The 17489-nt window shown below is 54.2% G+C and carries 19 protein-coding genes, 1 tRNA gene, 1 pseudogene and 2 CRISPR repeat arrays; of the genes and pseudogenes, 15 read left to right on the top strand and 6 right to left on the bottom strand.

All coding sequences use genetic code 11. The annotated features are described in order from the left end of the window. Window positions 1-10: 10 nt before the first annotated feature. On the top strand, window positions 11-634 hold the full coding sequence (locus IGNI_RS05555) for a V-type ATP synthase subunit E (RefSeq protein ID WP_238374129.1): 624 nt from the start codon (window positions 11-13) through the stop codon (window positions 632-634). Window positions 635-733: 99 nt separating this feature from the next. Here IGNI_RS05555 and deoC read toward each other — a convergent pair whose 3' ends face one another. After that, a complete protein-coding gene (deoC, locus tag IGNI_RS05550) occupies window positions 734-1420 on the bottom strand; it encodes a deoxyribose-phosphate aldolase (protein WP_052570240.1) in 687 nt (228 codons plus the stop codon). Window positions 1421-1517: 97 nt separating this feature from the next. Here deoC and IGNI_RS05545 point away from each other — a divergent pair, with 97 nt between their 5' ends. The 5 genes from IGNI_RS05545 to IGNI_RS05525 all read left to right on the top strand — a co-directional run bounded on the left by IGNI_RS05545 (window position 1518) and on the right by IGNI_RS05525 (window position 5918). Further along, window positions 1518-2651, top strand: coding sequence for a 2-oxoacid:acceptor oxidoreductase subunit alpha (locus IGNI_RS05545; protein WP_238374084.1), 1134 nt, complete (start codon window positions 1518-1520; stop codon window positions 2649-2651). Next, window positions 2648-3514, top strand: coding sequence for a thiamine pyrophosphate-dependent enzyme (locus tag IGNI_RS05540; RefSeq protein ID WP_012123218.1), 867 nt, complete (start codon window positions 2648-2650; stop codon window positions 3512-3514). The genes IGNI_RS05545 and IGNI_RS05540 overlap by 4 nt, the downstream gene beginning before the upstream one ends. Beyond that, window positions 3511-4038, top strand: coding sequence for a 2-oxoacid:acceptor oxidoreductase family protein (locus IGNI_RS05535; protein WP_012123217.1), 528 nt, complete (start codon window positions 3511-3513; stop codon window positions 4036-4038). The genes IGNI_RS05540 and IGNI_RS05535 overlap by 4 nt, the downstream gene beginning before the upstream one ends. Further along, window positions 4038-4286, top strand: coding sequence for a 4Fe-4S binding protein (locus IGNI_RS05530; protein ID WP_012123216.1), 249 nt, complete (start codon window positions 4038-4040; stop codon window positions 4284-4286). The genes IGNI_RS05535 and IGNI_RS05530 overlap by 1 nt, the downstream gene beginning before the upstream one ends. A gap of 156 nt (window positions 4287-4442) precedes the next feature. Further along, window positions 4443-5918 carry a hypothetical protein gene (locus IGNI_RS05525; RefSeq protein ID WP_012123215.1) on the top strand — a complete coding sequence of 492 codons (1476 nt, stop codon included), beginning with the start codon at window positions 4443-4445 and terminating at the stop codon, window positions 5916-5918. A 235-nt stretch (window positions 5919-6153) separates the two neighbouring features. Then, window positions 6154-7544: a CRISPR direct-repeat array (repeat unit 24 nt; unit sequence CTTGCAGTTCTCTTTCGTTTAATC). A 229-nt stretch (window positions 7545-7773) separates the two neighbouring features. Here IGNI_RS05525 and cas1 read toward each other — a convergent pair. Further along, window positions 7774-8706 (bottom strand): CRISPR-associated endonuclease Cas1, encoded by a 933-nt coding sequence (cas1, locus tag IGNI_RS05520; protein WP_012123214.1) that lies wholly within the window; start codon window positions 8704-8706, stop codon window positions 7774-7776. 96 nt (window positions 8707-8802) lie between these two features. Between cas1 and IGNI_RS05515 the strand changes: the two genes are divergently transcribed. The 3 genes from IGNI_RS05515 to IGNI_RS05505 are packed head-to-tail and all read left to right on the top strand — an operon-like array spanning window position 8803 to window position 10263. Further along, window positions 8803-9165 (top strand): hypothetical protein, encoded by a 363-nt coding sequence (locus tag IGNI_RS05515; protein ID WP_012123213.1) that lies wholly within the window; start codon window positions 8803-8805, stop codon window positions 9163-9165. Beyond that, entirely contained in the window at window positions 9131-9469 is a 339-nt protein-coding gene (locus IGNI_RS05510) for a hypothetical protein (protein WP_187145952.1), read from the top strand. Before IGNI_RS05515 ends, IGNI_RS05510 begins: the two co-directional genes overlap by 35 nt. Then, window positions 9466-10263 carry a CRISPR system precrRNA processing endoribonuclease RAMP protein Cas6 gene (locus tag IGNI_RS05505; RefSeq protein WP_012123211.1) on the top strand — a complete coding sequence of 266 codons (798 nt, stop codon included), beginning with the start codon at window positions 9466-9468 and terminating at the stop codon, window positions 10261-10263. The genes IGNI_RS05510 and IGNI_RS05505 overlap by 4 nt, the downstream gene beginning before the upstream one ends. Window positions 10264-10340: 77 nt before the next feature. Then, window positions 10341-10703: a CRISPR direct-repeat array (repeat unit 26 nt; unit sequence CTTTCTATCCTCTCTTGAGACTCCAC). 1224 nt (window positions 10704-11927) lie between these two features. On the opposite strand, the gene IGNI_RS07575 is transcribed toward IGNI_RS05505, so the two are convergent. Both IGNI_RS07575 and IGNI_RS05500 read right to left on the bottom strand, forming a co-directional pair. Continuing rightward, a complete protein-coding gene (locus tag IGNI_RS07575) occupies window positions 11928-12299 on the bottom strand; it encodes a DUF5615 family PIN-like protein (protein ID WP_012123210.1) in 372 nt (123 codons plus the stop codon). Further along, window positions 12286-12513 (bottom strand): DUF433 domain-containing protein, encoded by a 228-nt coding sequence (locus tag IGNI_RS05500; RefSeq protein WP_012123209.1) that lies wholly within the window; start codon window positions 12511-12513, stop codon window positions 12286-12288. Before IGNI_RS05500 ends, IGNI_RS07575 begins: the two co-directional genes overlap by 14 nt. A 273-nt stretch (window positions 12514-12786) precedes the next feature. Here IGNI_RS05500 and IGNI_RS05495 point away from each other — a divergent pair, with 273 nt between their 5' ends. Together IGNI_RS05495 and IGNI_RS07995 are read left to right on the top strand one after the other, a co-directional pair. After that, on the top strand, window positions 12787-12978 hold the full coding sequence (locus IGNI_RS05495; protein WP_052570236.1) for a hypothetical protein: 192 nt from the start codon (window positions 12787-12789) through the stop codon (window positions 12976-12978). 59 nt (window positions 12979-13037) lie between these two features. Next, window positions 13038-13280, top strand: a pseudogene (locus IGNI_RS07995) (type II toxin-antitoxin system RelE family toxin); the annotation flags it as partial. A gap of 400 nt (window positions 13281-13680) precedes the next feature. Here the strand turns inward: IGNI_RS07995 and IGNI_RS05485 are convergent. Then, window positions 13681-13756: transfer RNA gene (locus tag IGNI_RS05485), tRNA-Thr, on the bottom strand. Between the two features lie 144 nt (window positions 13757-13900). On the opposite strand from IGNI_RS05485, the gene IGNI_RS05480 reads away from it, so the two are divergent. From IGNI_RS05480 to IGNI_RS05465, 4 genes are read left to right on the top strand one after another with little or no spacing between them, the layout of a single operon-like run. Continuing rightward, complete coding sequence (locus IGNI_RS05480; RefSeq protein WP_012123208.1) at window positions 13901-14416, top strand: nucleoside-triphosphatase; 516 nt, start codon at window positions 13901-13903, stop codon at window positions 14414-14416. Continuing rightward, window positions 14374-15162, top strand: coding sequence for a hypothetical protein (locus IGNI_RS05475; protein ID WP_052570231.1), 789 nt, complete (start codon window positions 14374-14376; stop codon window positions 15160-15162). Before IGNI_RS05480 ends, IGNI_RS05475 begins: the two co-directional genes overlap by 43 nt. 36 nt (window positions 15163-15198) lie before the next feature. After that, window positions 15199-16458, top strand: coding sequence for an NADP-dependent isocitrate dehydrogenase (locus IGNI_RS05470; RefSeq protein WP_012123206.1), 1260 nt, complete (start codon window positions 15199-15201; stop codon window positions 16456-16458). Then, window positions 16455-16754 (top strand): hypothetical protein, encoded by a 300-nt coding sequence (locus IGNI_RS05465; RefSeq protein WP_012123205.1) that lies wholly within the window; start codon window positions 16455-16457, stop codon window positions 16752-16754. The genes IGNI_RS05470 and IGNI_RS05465 overlap by 4 nt, the downstream gene beginning before the upstream one ends. Here IGNI_RS05465 and IGNI_RS05460 read toward each other — a convergent pair. After that, complete coding sequence (locus IGNI_RS05460) at window positions 16751-17452, bottom strand: ERCC4 domain-containing protein (RefSeq protein ID WP_052570228.1); 702 nt, start codon at window positions 17450-17452, stop codon at window positions 16751-16753. The two genes, IGNI_RS05465 and IGNI_RS05460, sit on opposite strands and share 4 nt — an antisense overlap. Window positions 17453-17489 lie beyond the last annotated feature (37 nt).

Here is a 17489-nt window from a genome sequence, read left to right as displayed (position 1 = left end):
GGAAGCCTTGGTGAAGGTAGAGTTCGCGGGCGACGTGAAGAACCTTACCAGCTACATAGAGAAGGACGCTAAGGCGAAGATAGACTCCGTGGTGGAGGAGGCCGTTAAGGAGGCTGAGAAGCTCCTTAACGAGAAGAAGGAGGAGCTCTTGGAGAGGGCCGTAGTAGACGTGGAGAAGCTGCTGTCCGACGCCCAAGCGAGGCTGAGCGCGGAGAAGAGCTCCATAGACATGGAAGTGAGGAGGAAGGTAGAGGAGAGGAAGAAGGAGCTCTTCCAGAAGGTGGTAGAGGAGGCTTGGAAGAGGGCCCTCGAGGAGGCCGAGAAGAAGACCGAGAGGTACAAGAAGTTCTTAGAAAAGGTGCTGATAGCCATGTCTAACGAGGCCGGCGAGGACGAGGTAATAGCCTACGTGAGGGCGGACGACTTGGAGGACGTGAGGGCGATGGTGCAAGAGAAGGGGTTGAAGAACGTGGTCGAGGTCAAGGACGTTAAAGAAGTGGGGAGGGAAATTAAGGGAGGCGTGCTGGGCAAGTCCAAGAGCGGCGGCGTTTGGTACAACTACACCCTCGAGAAGGCCTTCGACGAGCTCTTGAGGGAGGTATACCCCAAGGTTTTAGAGGCCTTGGGCTTCTGAACCCCTCGGTAAGGGGAAACGCTCCCCACCTTTCGGCTTACCGTCGTTTCCTCACGGGGGATGAGGAGCCACGGGACGTGAGCGGTGATCGGACCTGTCTCAACCGACCTCCTTTATCCTCTTCAACTCTTCAACTATCTCTATGCCGGTGCTGGTGCCTATAACTGAGGCCCCGGTCTCTATGAAGGAGAGCGCTTGCACCGGCTCCCTTATCCCTCCGGAGGCCTTCACCTCCAGCCCCGGCGCCGCCCTCTTGACCACGTACACGTCCCTCAAACTGGTCTTGTGTAAAGTGCCCGTGGCGGTCTTCAAGAAGTCTGCCCCTAGGTCGTATATCACCTTCGCCACCCTCGCAAGTTCTTCATCGCTCAGCACGGGGGCCTCGACTATGACCTTCACGACGTCGAAGCCCACCGCCCTCGCCGCGCCTAAGATCTCCCTCACGTACTCCCCGTACTTGTTAATGTCGTCCTTCGCCAAGTAGGGGGAGGCCACCACGTCGACCTCCTCCGCCCCGGCGTCCCAAGCCTCCTCCAATTCCGCCTCCACCGCCTTCAGCGGGGACTCGCCGAAGGGGAAGTTGACGACCGCGCAAGTCCTACCCTTCCAGACCTCCTTGAAGGCCCTCACCGCCCTGGGAAAGCCCACTAAGGACCTAAAGGGGTACTTAGAGGACCTTTCGGCGAAGGCCTTGGCTTGCTCGTAGGTGGAGACCAAGAGGGTCTGGTCTATCCGGGAGGCCAGCTCCTCGGGCCCGTAAGCCTTAACCAAGGAGAGCACGTCCACCTCGGGCGCCCGTCGAACTCGGGGGAGGGCGGAGCTTAATGTGTGGAGCATAGGCAGATATATGCCGTATAGTCAAGCTTGCGCCGGGTCGCAGGGGTTGGCAGTTAGGCCCGGCAAGTACTTCGAGAGCGGCGCGTGGGCAGCCTCAATGGGGGCCCTCGCCGCCGGGGCCAACTTCTTCGCCTACTACCCGATAGAGCCGGCCACGGACATAGCCGAGGAAATGGTAAAGAACGGGCCGAAGCAGGGGATGGTGATCTTCGAGGCTGAGGACGAGATCTCCGCCCTCGGGGCGGCGATAGGGGCCTCTTGGGCCGGGGCGAAGGCCTTCACCTCCACCTCCGGCCCGGGCTTCTCGCTGATGCAAGAGCACATCTCCTACGCGGCAATGACGGAGACCCCGGTCGTCTTGATAAACGGAATGAGGGAGGGCCCCTCCACCGGCCAAGCGACCAAGGCCGCTCAGCAAGACGTCATGCAAGCCAAGTGGGGCGGCCACGGCGACTACGAGACCGTGGTGTATTCCCCCTACAGCGTCCAAGAGATGTTCGACATGACGGTCAAGGCCTTCAACGCCGCCGAGAGGTGGAGGGTTCCGGCGCTGGTCATGGCTGACAAGATGACCGTCCTCTTGATGGAGGAGGTAGTGATACCGGAGAAGGTGGAGGTGGTGAACCGCAAGAGGCCGAAGGTGCCCCCGGAGCAGTTCAAGCCCTTCGAGCCCGAGGAGGACTTGGTCCCCCCGATGCCGGAGTTCGGGGAGGGCTACAGGGTACACGTCACCGGGGTCACCCACGACGAGAGGGGCATACCGGTGAGCGAGGACCCCTGGGCGCACCACAAGCTCGTCAAGAGGTTGTGCGACAAGATAAGGAAGAACAGGGACAAGATAGTGGAGTACGAGCTCTACGGGGACCCGGAGCCGCAAGTGCTGCTCTTCGCCTACGGCTTCCCGGCGAGGTCAGCTAAGGAGGCGGTCAACATGTTGAGGAAGAAGGACGTGAAGGCAGCGCTCTTCAGGCCGAAGACCTTGTGGCCCTTCCCCGACAAGGAGCTCAAGGAGGTCGCGGCCAAGGCGGAGAAGGTGATAGTGGTGGAGTGGAACTACGGCCAGATGCTCCACAACGTCTTAAAGGTCGTCCCCGAGGAGAAGGTTTCGTTCGTGTACAGGATAGGCGAGATCCCCATCCCGCCCGAACAGATCTTGGAGGAGGGGGGTGTCAGGATATGAGCTTGGAGGAGGCGAGGAGGAAGCTTAGGCGAATGCCCCAGATGGCCTTGGCCAGGGCGGAGGCCCTCCCCCACAGCCTCTGCCCCGGCTGCGGGATAGGGACGATACTGAACACGTTCTTGAGGGCCATGGACGAGCTCGTGCAAGAGGGCAAGCTCGACCCCGACAAGCTGGTGGTGGTCAGCGGCATAGGCTGCTCCGGGAGGATAAGCGGGTTCATCAAAGTCGACTCCATGCACACCACCCACGGGAGGCCAGTGGCCTTCGCCACCGGGATAAAGCTGGCCAAGCCGGAGCTGAACGTCTGGGTGTTCGGCGGCGATGCCGACTTGTTCCAGATAGGCTTGAACCACACCCTTCAAGCGGCCAGGAGGAACATAGACATAAACGTCGTCATGGTGAACAACTTCAACATAGCGATGACCGGAGGCGTGCCCACCGTGACCACCCCGCCGGGCTCGGTGACTAAGTACTCCCCCAAGGGGTGGCTGGAGAGGCCCTTCAACGTGCCAAAGCTGGTGGCCTCCGCCGGGGCCACTTGGGTAGCGCGCTGGACCACAGCCCACCCGTTCCAACTGAAGAACGCGTTCAAAGAGATGGCGCTTAGGAAGGGCTTCAACTTCTTGGAGGTGGTCTCCCAGTGCCCGGTGCTCTACGGGAGGTACAACAAGTTCAGGGACCCGTACAGCATGGTCGAGTACTTCATGAAGATGAGTAAGCCCGTCAAGAAGCCCAACGACCCGCAAACCTTGGAGGAGGCCAGCATAGAGTTCGGCAAGCCCATTTTAGTGGGCAAGTTCGTGGAGAGGGAGGCGCCCGAGTACGTGGAGACCTTGTACCAGATGTTGGGGGTGAGAAAGTGATCCAAGACGTGAGGATAACCGGGATAGGCGGCCAAGGGATACTGACCATGGGGAAGATACTGGGAACCGCGCTGGTGAGGGAAGGCAAGTACGCCACCTTGGTGCAGAACTTCGACACCTTCATATCCGGGGGGGAGAGTACGGCCGACATGAGGGTCAGCGACAAGCCCGTGGAGTACCCGGTCTTCGAGTACGCAGACATAACCGTCTTCATGGCCCCTAAGACGTACCCCAAGTACATAAAGAAGGTGAAGGAGGGAGGAGTGGTGGTCATAAACTCGGACGTAATAAAGGAGAGGCCGGAGGGCAACTTCAAGGTAATAGAAGTTCCGGCGTCCTCCATAGCCAGGAAGCTGGGCAACGTGAGGGCCGCTAACATGGTCATGTTGGGCGCGCTGGTGGCGAGGCTTTCTTTGGCCGACCCGAATGTGGTCGAGGAAATAATAAGGGAGAGGTTCGGGAACAAGGCCGAGTTGAACGTGAAGGCGTTCAGAGAGGGGCTCCGGATAGGGGGTGAGGCGTGATGGCCAAGTGGAGGATTGAGGTAATTGAGGAATTCTGCAAGGGCTGCGAGCTCTGCGTTAAGGTGTGCCCGATAACCAACTTGTACAACGCTGGGAAGGTGGACAAGCCCGTGCTCAGGATGAGCGACCGCTTCGGCTACCAAGGGTACCCGGTGGTGGAGGTGGTAGACCCGACGAAGTGCACCGGCTGCCACTTGTGCGACTACACGTGCCCGGACTTGGCCATCCACGTGATAAAGGAGGAGTGATTTTTCACTCAGTTTAATGAATTCATTCGCACAAAGCGGTTTCGTGTACCGTTGGTCCTCGTTGGAACCATCAGAATGATTAACGAGCTTTGGGGAGGCGGAAAGCGTTTAAACTCATTTAACGTCTCGGGAAGGCTCGTCTCTCGGAGACGTTCTTTGATCGGTAAGTTAGCGCTCTCCTTGCTTCCGTTCCTATTAGCCCTAGGCTACCTCACGGGCTGGTTCGTCCCCTTCGTCAGCGCGGCCCTCCTATCTGCGAAGGCCGCGCCGGGCCTGTGGGCCCTTCTCGCCGCGCTCGCTTTTCCGCTAGCGTTCTACCTAGCGAGGGGAGTTAGGGCCGGGAACGAGGTTAAGTTGAGTTACCTAATAGCTTACTTAGTGGTAGTAATTGGGCCCCTGGCTTGGTTGGTAAACGTAACGGCGATTTCCCAAGTGGGGAACTCCCTTAAGGTCGTCGAGCTGAAGGAGCTGCCGAACTTAGTGGGGGTCTACAGGTTGATACCCCTTCCAACGGCCTACAAGTACGCGATAGACAGGATTCAGTTACCCACGCACACGATCTACTATCAAGAGACCTACGTCTACTACAACGGGACCAGACCTATTTATAATTGGCTCATAGAGCCCGAAGGCGTTCTCAACTCGCTCTTCAGGGACCCCCGCGGGGCCGTGTTCGTTTACGCAGACGCCTACCCCCCGGAGGTCAAGATAGTGAGGCAAGACTTGACTTGGGGACTGCACAACTACAAACTGACCCCTCTCTTCTTAGATTCGTTGGCTTTGGAGAGCCTTTTCAGTGGGGCCTTCGGCAAAGAGGTGGTATGGGAGGACGTCGCCGACGTGTATCTGAACGGACAAGTGGTTCAGCTGTTGCCAGTAGTGGATTACAAACCCGTGTTCCCGGGATCCTTGCCTTACATCGACTCTTACTTGGTCGTCTACCCTAACGGGACCATCCTGAAAGTGAGGCCAGAGGAGGCGGTCCGCTACGGAGTGCCCGCATTGCCGGAGAGGGTAGCTAGGCGGTGGGTAGACGCCTTGAGGGTGAAGGACTGGGTCCAAGCAGTCTTCTTTCACAATACGTTTACCATAAGGGACGTCGGAGATAACCCGCAACCGTACCTCCTGTTGGACGAGGAGGGTCGCCCTTGGTGGGTCTTCGTCGCCGAACCCCCTGGGAACACTTACTCCGCTTACATGATCCTACTGGTGAACGCGTCCTCCACCGAACCGACAATCTACGTCTACAAATTCGACAAACCTAAAATAGGGGTTTCGAAGGCCTATAGCTACGTAATGAAGGCTCATCCCAACTGGGCTTGGGACTCGCTCAAAGTCCAAGAGCCCCTCCCCACAACAATTAACTCGACCTTCTATTGGAAGCTCTCGGTAACTACCTCTGACTCCAGGGGATTGGTAAGCGTTGAGTTCGTCGACGCGGACAGCGGGAACGCGGTAAGCGTTAGCGTTAAAGGAAAACTTAACGCTGAGGAGGTTCTGGCGAGCTTGCTCAAAGGAAGGGTCAGCAAGAAGGAGGAACCGAACCTTAACGAACTCTTGAGGAAAATTGAACAAATAAAGGCCGAATTGAACGAGCTCGAGGAAATGGTGAAGGAGATAGCATCTAAGTAACCAGTGAGCGCGACTATTTTAGAGCTCTGAGGTCGTTCCAAAGACCTAACTGAGCGTACGAACCACAAACGGGCGTTACAGCGTGGAAAACGATAGGTCGGTTCGCCCTTAACTTACTTTTAGACGATCGGTGACGTCGTCTTAAAATCTGCTTTAGTAGGGTTAGCCGCCTTACGCTTTTCTATCGTTTAATCTTCAAGGCCTTGGAAATGTATGACAAGGGCGTAGATATGGACTTGCAGTTCTTTTTCGTTTAATCTCATTATCATCATTACCATCATGCCATAGCCCTTATACTTGCAGTTCTCTTTCGTTTAATCTGAAAACTTGAAGAAGATGCTAATAGAATATTACTTACCTGCAGTTCTCTTTCGTTTAATCACTACCATCTTCTCCTCAACCATCTCCCGCACCCGCCATTCACTTGCAGTTCTCTTTCGTTTAATCTACCATTGCGATGACATCGCCGATCTGCCAGCAGACCCCTTGCAGTTCTCTTTCGTTTAATCCGGTTGTCCTAGTCTATCCTGGCAAGAGCTCGACAAACTTGCAGTTCTCTTTCGTTTAATCAAGGACCTCTTCGCTCAGGCCGTGTTGGGTAAGCCATTGCTTGCAGTTCTCTTTCGTTTAATCAGACAACCCAGAAGTAATCGAGGACCCGTTATTCATACTTGCAGTTCTCTTTCGTTTAATCCCTGATGCACACCGATTCGTTCATGTGGTGCTTCTAATCTTGCAGTTCTCTTTCGTTTAATCCTCGCTCCTCATCCCGCTTCCCTCCGCTCATTCCCTCGCTTGCAGTTCTCTTTCGTTTAATCGCGATAGCGAGCTACATTGCCGAAGGAAATGCAAAGCTTGCAGTTCTCTTTCGTTTAATCCTGCTCATTATGTCTTCACACGGTGAAGCGTACACTAGCTTGCAGTTCTCTTTCGTTTAATCGCTCATGAGGTGTGTGCGGTGGTGGCAGAAAGAACCCACTTGCAGTTCTCTTTCGTTTAATCTTCGCCATGGCGTCGACGTTCCCTTGGAACAGATTAGCACTTGCAGTTCTCTTTTGTTTAATCCTGAAAACGTTGAGGTCTATCTGTTCGATAGTGCTCTCTTGCAGTTCTCTTTCGTTTAATCTTCTAGGATAGTCATCGTACGACCGTCATCACGCCAGCTTGCAGTTCTCTTTCGTTTAATCGGGGACGAGGTCGAAGGCGAAAACGTGTGGTGCACCGGCTTGCAGTTCTCTTTCGTTTAATCTGTTTCTCAGAGTATGGCAGGAATGGAATGATAAAGAACCTTGCAGTTCTCTTTCGTTTAATCAGATTTGCAGAAGGTGTATGTATTTCACTGTGACGACATCTTGCAGTTCTCTTTCGTTTAATCAGATTTGCAGAAGGTGTATGTATTTCACTGTGACGACATCTTGCAGTTCTCTTTCGTTTAATCAGATTTGCAGAAGGTGTATGTATTTCACTGTGACGACATCTTGCAGTTCTCTTTCGTTTAATCCAAGCGTACGACAAGCTCGACGAGGTCGTCAACCAAGTCTTGCAGTTCTCTTTCGTTTAATCGAGCAACTGAGCTCTCCGGCCCAGCTAGCACAGTACAAGCTTGCAGTTCTCTTTCGTTTAATCCTCTGGCCTTCCATGGTCACCCTAAAGTTAGAGTTTATTTAGTTTACTGCTTCGGGACGCCGTCTACCGAGCGGTTGATGGTCGAGGATCTCCCACGCATGTAATTTGAAGAGGGGACCCTCGAAGATTCGAATTCGGACCAGATATATGAAATCGAATAGAAAAACATAGTGTTAAAAAGTAACTACGCCGGGGTCGATGAGAGCCCTAAAAGTTTCTTAAACGAACCTTAGGGTCGGAAGACGAAAGCCTTGAACTCTTTCCCAGATTCGATTGCATCTCTGAGCTGCCACGCCTTCGCGTAGACCCACTTTCTGACGGAGTACTTCTTACTCTCGAAAATAGAGTAGAACAGTTGAGTAACCTTTTGTAAGCTTTCCTTGTTTAAGAAGTCTCCCTCAAGCTCTATTTTATACGTCCTTATCGCGGTTGCCATGACATAAATTGCCATAGGCTTGAACATTTCACTAAAATCGTAAACAAAGCTCAACTTCCCTGCCCTTTCCCTGTGTATTAAACCGGCGTAAGGGTCTAGACCGGCCCCGACCAGAGCGTGGTTGCAGACAGAGTACAATAGGGCATACAAGTAGTCTAGGGTTCTATTGGGCGGGTCGTTTCCCCTAGGAACTCTGGACCTCATCCCGGGGACGAACTGAACTATATCCTTCCAGAGCTTGGAGCTCCACTCCGCCTCCAACTTCTTGACGCAGTCCAAGTTCTTGCAAGAGGCCAGCTCTCCCCTCCCCTCGCTCCTCCAGTAGTCCGAGTTGGGCGTGGGTTTCTTCCCCTTGTAGCTCAAGTTCTTAGCAACGTTGCTCATCCCCTCCAACTTTCCAAATATAAACTCTTTGGCCACCTTCACTCCCAGCTCGGTCTCCCCCATGGAATATTGGTTCTTCCTCGCCCGCGACCAGCCCACCTTGACTGGGTTGATCGTTACAAAGGACCAGTCGACCCCGTGGAACAAGGTGGGCACGTTCTGCTCCTCCAAGAGTTGCAGGGCAGCCGTGCTCACCGTAATCCCCTTTCCGACGAACACAGCCATTTCTATGTCTAATGCTGGGAACGCCTCGGTTACTTCCTTTCCGTCTTTTTTATACCTGACCGTTATCATGTAACCTTTCCTACCGACGAACGCGTGACCCCTCACGACGAGAATCAAGTTGACTCTACACCTCCCAGTCCACGAGGGGGTTGACCCCAGCAGTCCGATTTGAACATATTTACTGAGAAGTTTCGAAGTTTATCTCGGAGAAGGATGCCGCTGGAGGAGATGGTAGCGAGGGTCAGAGACCTCTTAGGGGACGAAGCGCTCAAGCTGGTGAAGCGCGGCGACGTCTTCGTCACCGCGTTTCACCACTTCGCTTCCGTCGCCGCTACGGCCGCTAAGCTCTGCGCACTCTTAGAAGAGAAAGGTTACTTGCCGGAGGGGAGTTGGGAGGAGTGCTTCTGGGCCGGAGCGGTACACGATTACGAAAAGCTGGGCGTGAGCGGGGAGTACCTCCGGAACGTCGCCAAGGAGTCTGGGATAGAGGAGAGGAGGTTAGAGGAGCTAGCGGCGCGCGCGGAGGCCGGACTACGTGGCCTTGCTCAAGGAGCCCTTAACCTCGTTGATTGTTGAAGTACAGAGGAGCGGGGACTTGAGGGCTTCCTTGTGCAGTTCCGCCGCCAGGCTGGCCTTCTACGCCCAAGGGGTGCACGAGCTCTTCGGCCTGCCGGTAGCCGTAGCCTTGTTCAGGCCGGAAGATATAGCGTTCGTTAAGGTGGAGTGTGACTTGGCGGGGGTAGTTGAGGAGCTGCTTAAGTATAAGGGGGACTATCAAGCCGCGCGCTTGGCCTCAAAGAGGGCCGCGTGTAAGAAGTACTTCCCCGCGAGGTGTGAGAATTGCGCGTTCGCGACCTATTGCCCGGATTCAAAAGGGTGAGGGTCGAGGTCGCGCTGACCCCGGTCCCCTTTGAGGATTACACGGCGAAGTTAGTGAAGAGCTTCCTCTCGTGCGTAGACGACGACTTCGCCAAGATCTTCTCAGTTGAAGGGGGATATAAGGAATTCCACATAACGCCCTTGCTGGACGAAGAAGGGAGGGCGATATACCCGAAGAGGACGGTCAAGTGCTCTTTCTGCACGGCCGGGAGGCCCTCCGGGAAGGGGGTGGTCCCCTTGCCCCCGAACGCGAGCTTCGAGCTCTCGGGGCCGGAGGAGTTGGTGAACAAACTTTTCTCCTTCGACTACTGTAAGCTCGAGTTCGGCAGGAAGGTAATAGAAATAGAGACCGTGGCGGTGGAAGAGGTGGACTTGGACTTGGGGGAGGGGAGCGGCTTGTGGGTGAAGTTCAGGGGGCCGGCAGTGTTAAGGGACCCTTGGAGGGGGCCCGGAGAGGAGCTTAGGACCCGCTTCTTGCCTTCCCCCTCCCACCTCTTCTCAGTCAACGCCTACTCCTTGTTTAAGGATAAATATCTAGAAGTTTTGTGGAAGCTCGAGCGCTCGCTGGTGGAGGACCACTCTGCCTTACACAGCGCCGGGAAGGTCTGGTACTACTACGACCGTAAGTGGTTGCCCGCCCTCAGCGGCTCGGCGCTGTTCTGGGTGAGGGAGGCGGACGAGGACGTGAAGAAGGTAATAGCGCACGCAGCGCTCTTCGGCGTGGGGAGCGGGAGGGCCGCGGGCTTCGGGGACGTAGTGATGAATTTCGTACGAGGGCCTCACGTGCGTTCGTAGTTTCCTCTCTATCCTCCCTTAAGGCTCTATAGAAGGTAAGCAACATTGAAATGAACGAGACAAAGATAGTTAAGTAACTTTCCATTCTTTCCTGAAACTCCACTTTAGAACAGTTATATGCTCTTTTGTACATTCTCGTTGATCACTTTCCATTCTCTCTTGAGACTCCACGTGAAGCTCATGCTAAACACCTCTGTACAGTATATAACGTCAACTTTCTATCCTCTCTTGAGACTCCACAGGACATGCTGATGGCCTCCGCCAACAGGCAGTACCTTCACCTCACCTTTCTATCCTCTCTTGAGACTCCACTAGGAATTCTCCTTCCCTCCCGTAAATCGGCGATATCCTTTCTATCCTCTCTTGAGACTCCACAAAACATAATTGTGTCGAGAGCTAGAACTAGGTTTAACACTTTCTATCCTCTCTTGAGACTCCACCGAGCCCTTCCATATAAAGCCCCAAGGTCTTTCCCTTAAAAGAATTGCGTTCTACCACGAGTTTACAATTCCCCAAGCTTTTCCCTTTATTCAAGAAAAATTTCCTCTGCCCTTCCCTCCATGATCTTCAGCGTTCCCATGAAAAGATATAAGGGGGTTTGAGAGAGTGAATAGTAATGGTGCGCTTTCGAATATAAGATGTTCCCATGTGGGTGAAGGTTGAAAAGGAAATGAGTAAGTGAAAAAGTTTGGTAATGAGTTATACAGAAAGTATGTTTGTGAAATATTAAATTAAGGAGAGCAAGTTCTTGGGTAGACGCAGTAAGTAAGGGACCTCGAGGACCACACCGGACAGAGGAGAGGCTTCGTAGGGAACGGGGCTTTGAGGTACCGGACTTTGGACCCACTACGGTCAGAACAAAATCCGAAAACGCGTCAAGAGTCCCAGAGGGAAGCTGAAAAGCATTCGATATTTTACAGATTAGCAACGGTCGGCGGACAAAAGAGAAAGTAGGCTGCAACGCGCAACAGCGAAGGTTTTGGGTTACGAGAGGAGGTTAAGGCTCCGGCCCAGCGAAAATACGATGTACATGAACACGGAGAGAGGTAGCGGGAGCGCAGGTTGGTCTTCCGGAATACTCCTATCTTGGGTGTTAACGATAAGGAGAAAGGACGTGGACCGAACAAGCCGGAACGCGCTCGTCACATACACAATATACCTACCAGGCGACTACGAATCAAAGGTACATCTAGTTGCTCGCTGACACCTTGTCTAAATTAAAGAGAGTAGGGCTGTACTTAGGAGGCGAGCTAACGAAGGCAAAGAGCTACGTGGTATGTCTTGATCCTGTCGTCCGCGTGCCCAATAGCTAATCTATTCCCCATCACGTCACGTTCCAAATTCTGTGCATCTTCTTGGGTAGACTAGCCTTCTATCGATGTCAAACACATTAAGCGTGTTGTTTCCGACCGGCCCGCTGTTCCAATAGTTGTCGACCACTGCTACATACTTGCAGTCCGACGAGAAGGCCGGAGTGTGCTCGATCCCATTAACGTCCGGCCCCCCACCCGTCTAGCTCGGGGGAGGGGGAGGGGGGGGCTCACGCGGCGGAGGTCTGGGGCTCAAATCCCTCGGTCCCCCATCACAAAATTATTACATATTCTTATCTTTACTAATTTGTGTAAATACAGTAGATGAGGTGCTGTGTGAATAGTCCAAGATAACTATTGGTGTAATGTGATTGTTTTTATTGCCCCCTTTTTGACTATGATTAACTTACCGTACGGATTTTCTATTCTTTCCAATACTGAGAGTATTCTTTCGGCTACGTATATGGGATTTAATGGTGGTATTCTTAGTAGGATCACTCCTGTGGTATTGGGATTCAAATTAGGATTTAAACGTGCTATTCTTCCAAAGTCTTTGTCAAACGTTACTATAATTCTCCTCTCCTTTATAGCCAGCTCTACAACTTCTTCGTCGCTTATGCCCGGACTAAGCTCCCAGACCGAGACCACGTCATATCCTTTTTCTCTAAGTGTAACGATAGCTGTTCGAGGAATATTTTCGTCTGCTAGAAGTCTAGGCTTTGACAATAACTTTCTCCCTCAAAACCTTGGCAGCGTACTTGATAGCTGCCAGCACATCTTCTCGCGAGAGGTGAGGATACTCTCTCAAGATGTCATCTATGCTCCAGCCATTAGATAATAACTCCAAGATGAAGTACACAGGAATTCTAGTTCCCTTTATTATTGGTTTGCCTCCCATAACTTTAGGATTGACGACTATTCTATCTTCGGCTTCAGACAAGGGCTCGCACCCAAGTATTGCTGAAACGAAACGCCTTTATTAGAGTATCCAAGGACCAAGCGTGAATATCTGGGTAGATTAGCATCATCGTTGATATCCATTCTGTTTACCATTTTGGATTATATTCATATCATTGATGTGAACGTTTACATATTGTTGTGCTCCCACACGGCGCCACTCCAAAATCCCCGCGACACCAAAGCAATTGTTCATCCACCGATTCCAAGCCGATTTTAGGGACGTACTATACCAAAACTACGCCCAGGATAAGGGTTGGTAGACTCTGAACTCTTATCAGAGATTCGAGAGATAAAGGAGAGGCCGACTAGGGTAGAGTGCATGTTGCGCTTCATCATCGAAAGGAATATCGAAGAAGTAGAACCCCTCCCCGACGAAATCGAGGCAATCGATGCTGACGACGAGATAATCGACCTTGACGAAATCAAACGAAAGCTGATGAGATGAAAATAACAGGGAACTTATTTTGAGCGGTAACCTCTTCTTCCAAGTAAGTAAGGGTAAAACGTAAGGCTAGTAGAGCCTTGGAGGGACTCCCCAAACATTACAAGCTTAAAGTATTGGAGGTTCTGGACAAATTGAAGATGAATCCCATCCCTTTTAGAGATTACGACGTAAAGAAGCTAAAGGGGTTTGAAGACGCTTTCAAGACTCGCTTGGGAGATATCCGTATTGTATACACAATTGATTGGGGCTCCAGGACTATTATAATACATCTTATCGATTTTAGAGGACATGCATATAAGTAGTTACTTCAGCGTAAGCGTACTGTCCTCAAAATTAGTCGTTTAGCGGTTCACATCGGCCCTCTGGTACAAGCCCATTTACTGTACACATCCCAAGACGAAATAACATCGTTACCGATATCCATTTAATATATCGTCTTGGATATCGTGTATATGATTTATAGGAACTTGTGAACGTCGTAATGCTCCTACGCGACGACGGTCTAGTTCGAATCCCCGACAACATCAAGAATAAAGGGACGGTATAACCTAATGATCTAATATCGATCGTCCTCTACAGAGTACGGTGCACACAACACGAGGAGGGGTGGCGAGAGCATAGGCCTATCGTTGGGAACGGTCCTTCCATAAATGGAGGAGGGATGCGGAGCGGGCGTTTCGTCGGACCGTTTTGGGTAGAGCGTGGAGCCGCCGCCGGGACTTGAACCCGGGACCTCCGCCTTACCAGGGCGGCGCTCTGCCGGCTGAGCTACGGCGGCCCCTTCCGGGGGGCGTGGTCGCCGCTGTGGGTTATTTGTTTTGCGCGCCTCGGGGCGCAAAAACTCGCTCACAGCTTCGCCCAAGGGCCCAGGTCCTCATCGGCGAAAAGGGGGTCTGAGAGTCCCCTTTTGGGTCAGCGGGAAGTGTGGTGCTTGGCCATAACCGGCCCTCCGGGCGCGGGGAAGAGCACCTTGGCTAGGAAGGTAGTGGAGGAGCTCAAGAAGGCCGGCCTCAAGGTCTGCGGCACCTCTTGCCCGGACGTCCGCGAGGGGGGCAGAAGGGTGGGCTTCTTGATAGTCGACGTGGAGGACGGCTCGAGGGCGTGGCTGGCGAGGGTGGACTGCGAGGGGCCGAGGGTAGGGAGGTACAAGCTCTGCCCCGGAGCGGAGGAGGTCGGGGTGAGGGCGCTCTCCAAGGACTGCGACGTATATCTGATAGACGAGATCGGTCCCATGGAGCTTAAGCTCCCAAAGCTAAGGGAGGCCATGCTGAGGGTAGTTAGCGGGAACAAGCCCTTCGTGGCGGTCTACCACGCGAGGCTGAGGGACGAGGAGTTCTTGAGGGCGCTCTCCAGATGCCATAAAATATTCGTTACGAAGGACACGAGGGAAGAGGCTTGGAAGGAGGCCTTGGAGGCGCTCTCCTCCTTCTCGCCCTAGCGGCCCTCGCCGCCGGCTCGTGGGAAGTTACGACCTACGTCCCCCTCCCGGAGACGGCCTTGAGCGTCTCCCAGTTCACCGCCACCCTTACGGGCTACAAGACCGTAACCCTGTTCGAAAAGCTGGGCGTGAGGGAGTACATCTACGTCTATACGGAGCCTTTAGAGAGGACTTTCGTAGCCTTCTGTAAGGGGAACGCGACCCTCGTCTTCACCTCCCCCGCGGCGGCGGTCGCGAAGGCGGTCTCGGCGGAGGTCCAAGTTGGGGTTACCACCGTTACCTCGACCACGACGGTAAGCTTGCCCTCGCCCTTCTACTACCTCTTGGGAGGGACCGAGAGCGAGAGCGTCGACTCGTTAGTTTTGACAACCGCGAGCTCTAAGGCCTTCGGTGAGGAAGTCGTCCGAACGTCCGGCGCCTTGGTCGGGACGGCGGTAGTCGTTCCCAAAGGAACCGTAACGTGCTCCGCCTCTCCCCCTCCGGCGACCCTAATAGCCCTCTACGGGAACGAGAAGGTCACGAGCCCCAAGGCGTATTTGGCCTTAACCGAGCCCACCGAGCTCGCCGCTTCCGCCGACAAGACCTTGACAGTCACCGCCACCTTCCCCACCTCTTTGGAGGTCTACGCCAACGTCACCACACTGCTCATAAAGGTAAAGTTCTTCGCGGAGCGCCCGAGGTCCTCCGTGCCGGCCTTGGCGCTCCTCGCGCTCCTCGTCGCGGCGGCCCTCCGCAAGAGGCCTTAAGGGCCGAGGACCTCCGACGGGCTCGAGGGAACACGCGTGGAGGAGTACAAGTTCGAGAAGATCAGGCCGCCCGAGGAGGGGAAGTTCATAGAGGTCAAGGACGGAAAGCTCGTGGTCCCGGACAACCCGATAGTGCCCTACATAGAGGGGGACGGCATAGGGCCGGAAGTGATAGGGGCGGCTAGGAGGATAGTGGACGCCGCGGTGGAGGTGGCTTACGGTAGCAAGAGGAGGGTGGTCTGGTGGAAGGTCTACGCCGGGATAGAGGCGGAGCCCGTTTACGGTACCATGCTCCCCCAAGACACCTTGAACGCAATTAAGGCGGCGAAGGTGGCCCTCAAAGGCCCCATGACCACCCCCATAGGCTCCGGGTGGAGGAGCGTCAACGTCGCCTTGAGGCAGCTCCTAGACCTGTACGCGAACATCAGGCCGGTGAAGTACATCAAGGGGATACCCGCACCTCACAAGTACGCGGACAAGGTGGACATAGTGATATTTAGAGAGAACACCGAGGACGTTTACGCCGGGATAGAGTGGAAGTACGACAGCCCGGAGGCCGAGAAGGTGAGGGAGTTCCTCAAGAGGGAGTTCAACATAGAGCTCAGGCCGGACACCGGGATAGGGTTGAAGCCCATCTCTCGCTTCGCTACGAGGAGAATAATGAGGAAGGCTCTGGAGTGGGCGATAAAGTACGGGAGGAAGAGGGTAACTGTGATGCACAAAGGTAACATAATGAAGTACACCGAAGGTTACTTCAAGATATGGGCCTTCGAGCTGGCCAAGGAGGAGTTCGGAGACAAAGTGGTCTTCGAGGAAGAGCTCCAAGGCGCCGAGGTCCCCGAAGGGAAGATCTTGGTTAATGACAGGATAGCAGACAACATGTTCAACCAAATAATAACGAGGCCTTGGGACTACGACATAATAGTTACTCCCAACCTCAACGGCGACTACTTGAGCGACGCCGCTGCCGCCTTGGTCGGCGGGCTGGGCGTGGCCCCCGGGGCCAACGTGGGGGACTACGTGGGCATGTTCGAGCCCATCCACGGCTCCGCCCCCAAGTACGCGGGCAAGAACGTAGCCAACCCCACCGCGGCTACCTTGAGCGCCGCCATGATGTTGGACCACATAGGCTGGTCCGAGGCCGCGGAGCTGGTGAGGAAAGCTATAGAAGAAACCATAGCCTCCGGCAAGGTGACCCAAGACATAGCTAGGCACTTAGGCATAAAGCCCCTGACCACCACGGAGTTCACGGAAGCGGTCATAGAGAACGTCAAGAGGTTGGGTGGAAAGGGTTGAAGGAGTTACCCTTGGCGTTCTTGATATACGCCACCCAGACCGTCCCACGCTCCCAGCTGGACGAAGTGATGGCAGAGGTCATAGCTAAGGCTATGGAGAGTGAGGAGGACTTCGAGGAGGCGCTCAAGCTCTCCAAAATAATTGGCATGGACTTGCAAGTCCTCGCAAAGGCCACGGTGATAAGGTTCGGCGAGAGGGCCGCGGAGTTCAAGGACTTGGTGGAGAGGGAGCTCAAACAGGGGGAGCAGTGGGACAAGTTCGTGAAGAGGTTCGTTAGGCTCTACAAGCGCTCCTAAGAGTCCTCTTTCTTAATGAACTTTTCTAGGCCTTCCTTGTCCTTCCTTATCTTCCAGGGGGCGGTCAGCACCTTAACTATCTCTTGGGCCTTGTTGGTCCCCAAGCCTTCCACCTTGCTCAGCTCCGCCACTGAGGCGTTGAAGACCGCCCTCACGCTCCCGAACCTCTCCAAGAGCTTTTCCGCAAGCTTGGGACCCACCCCGGGGAGGCACTGGACCAAGAACAGCTGCCACTGCCTCACGTCCCCTATCGGGGGCTTCCCTTGGAGCTTTACTGGGACCCTCCTCTTGTTCTCCCCTTGCTCCCTCTCGGCCAAGAACTTGATCACCCTCGCAGTGTCCTCCTTCGTAAGGGTGTAAATTATCCCTATACCGAAGTCGTAGACCAAGGAGGCCAGAGCGGGGGAGGCAGCCTTGGAGGTCCTCTCTGCCTTCTCCACCCAGTCCCACTTCCCCTCCACAATTATGAAGGGTTTCTGGTAAACCTCCTTGAGCCTCCTCGCTTGGTTGAAGAGCCTCCCGTCCGCCAAGCTCTTGAGGAAGTCGCTCACGCTCTTCCTCTCTATCCCCACCCTGTCGGAGACCGCATAATCCGCCACCGGCATGTTCTTGAAAGTGACTATCACGCCGTACTTCTTCGCCAGTATCTCCGGGACCCCGCTCCTCCTCTCCCTCTCGTCCGCGTATACCCTCAGCATCTCCCTTCGCTCTGTGCCGTAGGGGGGAACGGGAGAC

Source organism: Ignicoccus hospitalis KIN4/I, from assembly GCF_000017945.1.
Lineage (GTDB): Archaea > Thermoproteota > Thermoprotei_A > Sulfolobales > Ignicoccaceae > Ignicoccus > Ignicoccus hospitalis.
The sequence above is the reverse complement of the archived record's forward strand: the minus strand, read 5'-3'. Positions and strand labels throughout refer to the sequence as shown.

Excerpts from the sequence above, each read along its gene's own strand:
- IGNI_RS05515 (WP_012123213.1), top strand. The coding sequence starts at position 8,803 with ATGCCGCTGGAGGAGATGGTAGCGAGGGTCAGAGACCTCTTAGGGGAC.
- IGNI_RS05460 (WP_052570228.1), bottom strand. The coding sequence starts at position 17,452 with ATGCTGAGGGTATACGCGGACGAGAGGGAGAGGAGGAGCGGGGTCCCG.
- IGNI_RS05540 (WP_012123218.1), top strand. The coding sequence starts at position 2,648 with ATGAGCTTGGAGGAGGCGAGGAGGAAGCTTAGGCGAATGCCCCAGATG.
- IGNI_RS05530 (WP_012123216.1), top strand. The coding sequence starts at position 4,038 with ATGGCCAAGTGGAGGATTGAGGTAATTGAGGAATTCTGCAAGGGCTGC.